Below are 2,383 nucleotides of genomic sequence, written 5' to 3'. Positions count from 1 at the left end.
CTCCATTTGCGGACTTCATCAGGAAGTCCATGTTTTTTCCAATTATCGGTAATATCAATAATCACCGCAGTGGGTTTTAAAGTGTAAGTTCTTAGAACCCGCCCCAGCATTTGTAGCCAGAGAGTAGAGCTTTCAGTTGGACGGACACAGTAAACGCACTCAATATTAGGGCAATCAAAGCCCTCGGTTAAGATTTCGTAATTAGTAATTACTTGGGTTGTGCCATTGCGAAAACGCTGCAATATTTCTAATCTCTCTTGTGGGGGAGTCTTCCCATCCAAATGTTCGGCACTAATATAATTACGAGAAAATTCCGCAGCCAGGGCACGAGAATGTTCCAAGCTACAGGCGAAAATAACTGTACGAAGATTCCGTGCATATTTAAAGTAATTCTCAAGGATTTCACTAACTCCAATCTGGCTAGTGACGGCGACCGCTAGCTCTTTAGCTCTAAAATCCCCACGAGATTTTGCAACTCCAACAGTAGAAATAGTTTGATTCGTTGCAAATAATCGAAAGTTACTTAAATACCCAGACTGAATTAAGTAAGCCGTGTCAATGCCAATAACCAAATCATCAAATAAATCAACAAAACCTTGACCATCAATTCTTTGAGGAGTTGCAGTTACACCTAATATCTGGGCGCTTTCATAATGTTCAATTAATCGTCGATAAGATAAAGCAGTTGCATGATGCGCTTCATCTAATATCAAAAGTCCAATGTTCATTGGCAACTCTAATACTTCTCGTCTACTCAACGTTTGAACGCTAGCAACTTGGATTCTCCGTTCCGGATTAGCCAGAACACCTGCTTTGATAATTCCAACTGGTTCACCGATAATTTGCTCTAGCTTTTCGGCAGCTTGAGATATCAACTCAATCCGATGAGCAATGACTAAAACTTGCTTTCCTTGGTCAAAGAATTTATGGGAAATATGTGCAAAACACACCGTTTTTCCGGCGGCTGTCGGAAGTTGTCCAAGCACCCGCCTATTACCTTTGTCCCAAGAATTCCAAATATCTTTTATCCACTGATGTTGATAATCTCTAAGCTCGTAGGTAACAGGCATTCAATCTACCTCAACAATAATTTTTCTCCCGTGGGAATATTGCTCATTATGCCATAAGTTCTTAAAGTTAAAATACCGATAATCGCAATTCTAAAAGTAGTAAAGATATTTTAGATTGAGTTGATGCGATTTTACTTTATAAAGAGCAATTTAGATAGACTAAAAATATACATTTATCAAACTTTCGGTTTATGGGCGATAATCTCAGTGATGTAGAAGCTGAATATAGTGCAGAGTATAAAACCATTTTGATAGTTCCAGGGTAATCAGTCTCAGCTCTAAATGTCTCGTTAAAGAATTGCTGGCTATATTTTGATTAACCTTTCAATAGCAGTATAGGTGATATGTAAGCATTCAGTATCTAATTTTTAGGATTTCTGGCATTGAGTTATAAAAATTGCTGGAATAGGAAACCTAGAAAGATTTAGATTGATGACAAACAATCTGCCATTCTGGTCAAATAGTTCGTCGTACTACAGTAGACTTCTCAAATATGCCGCACCAGTATAATAAATAGTTCCTTATCGTCTAGTGCTTGAAATGACTGTATCTGTTGGAATCTGGCTTTTTTCCAGGCTTTGAGCGCACGTTCATTAAATGCTGCCACTGTAATGCGAAATAGGGTGAGGTTAAACTTTGAACGTGCAAAATTGAGGACATCTGCAATATACATCTGTCCCCTTCCCTGACCCGTGAGGTCGGGGCGCACTCCCAAACCAATGTCAAGTGAGTCTTTTGTATAATCACCTCCTGGGACTTAAGCCTAATTAAATAGGTGCAAATAAACATAACTATATTACTAGAGTAAAATACACCTAAAACCTTTACAAATGATTAATAAAAAGAGATAAATAACAATTTGAACTAGTTCAAATTATTTGTACACACATCATATTTCGCTAGAATTTAAACTACAAAAGTTTAAATTTTCAATGAAGATATATCCTGTTTATTGAACTTACAGTAGTTATTAATGTACTATTTACTGCAAGTGAAATTTACATTCTCCTTCCAAAAAAAATTACATTGACGTGAATATAATTACGTATTTACGCTAGTTGTATGTTTGGCTGAATTTTACTCATCACACAAGAAAAAATTCCAATTAAAGGCATTTCAATGGTAACCCGGATTTCTCACAAGTGCGAAAAAATCATTGAGATGAGTAAAATTTAGGAAAGGATATTTTATACATCAGTGGATTAAATTCAGGAACCGAAGACAATCACGTATTATCCGAAGTTTTAAAGATAAATAAAATACGAATAAAACGAAAAGTACTGGAGTAATAACTATGATTAGCAATAATTAGG

2 protein-coding genes are annotated in these 2,383 nt (G+C 36.2%); both read right to left on the bottom strand.

What is annotated here, in order from left to right:
* A partial coding sequence (locus H6G97_RS49945; RefSeq protein ID WP_190947638.1) for a DEAD/DEAH box helicase occupies positions 1-1,070 on the bottom strand: 1,070 nt, incomplete at its 3' end.
* Between the two features lie 487 nt (positions 1,071-1,557).
* Positions 1,558-1,743 carry a hypothetical protein gene (locus H6G97_RS49940; RefSeq protein ID WP_190947637.1) on the bottom strand — a complete coding sequence of 62 codons (186 nt, stop codon included), beginning with the start codon at positions 1,741-1,743 and terminating at the stop codon, positions 1,558-1,560.
* Positions 1,744-2,383 lie beyond the last annotated feature (640 nt).

Origin of the sequence: Nostoc flagelliforme FACHB-838, assembly GCF_014698065.1 — a bacterium.
Lineage (GTDB): Bacteria > Cyanobacteriota > Cyanobacteriia > Cyanobacteriales > Nostocaceae > Nostoc > Nostoc flagelliforme_B.
This window is presented reverse-complemented; position numbering and strand designations above follow the sequence as displayed.

Excerpts from the sequence above, each read along its gene's own strand:
- H6G97_RS49940 (WP_190947637.1), bottom strand. The coding sequence starts at position 1,743 with ATGTATATTGCAGATGTCCTCAATTTTGCACGTTCAAAGTTTAACCTC.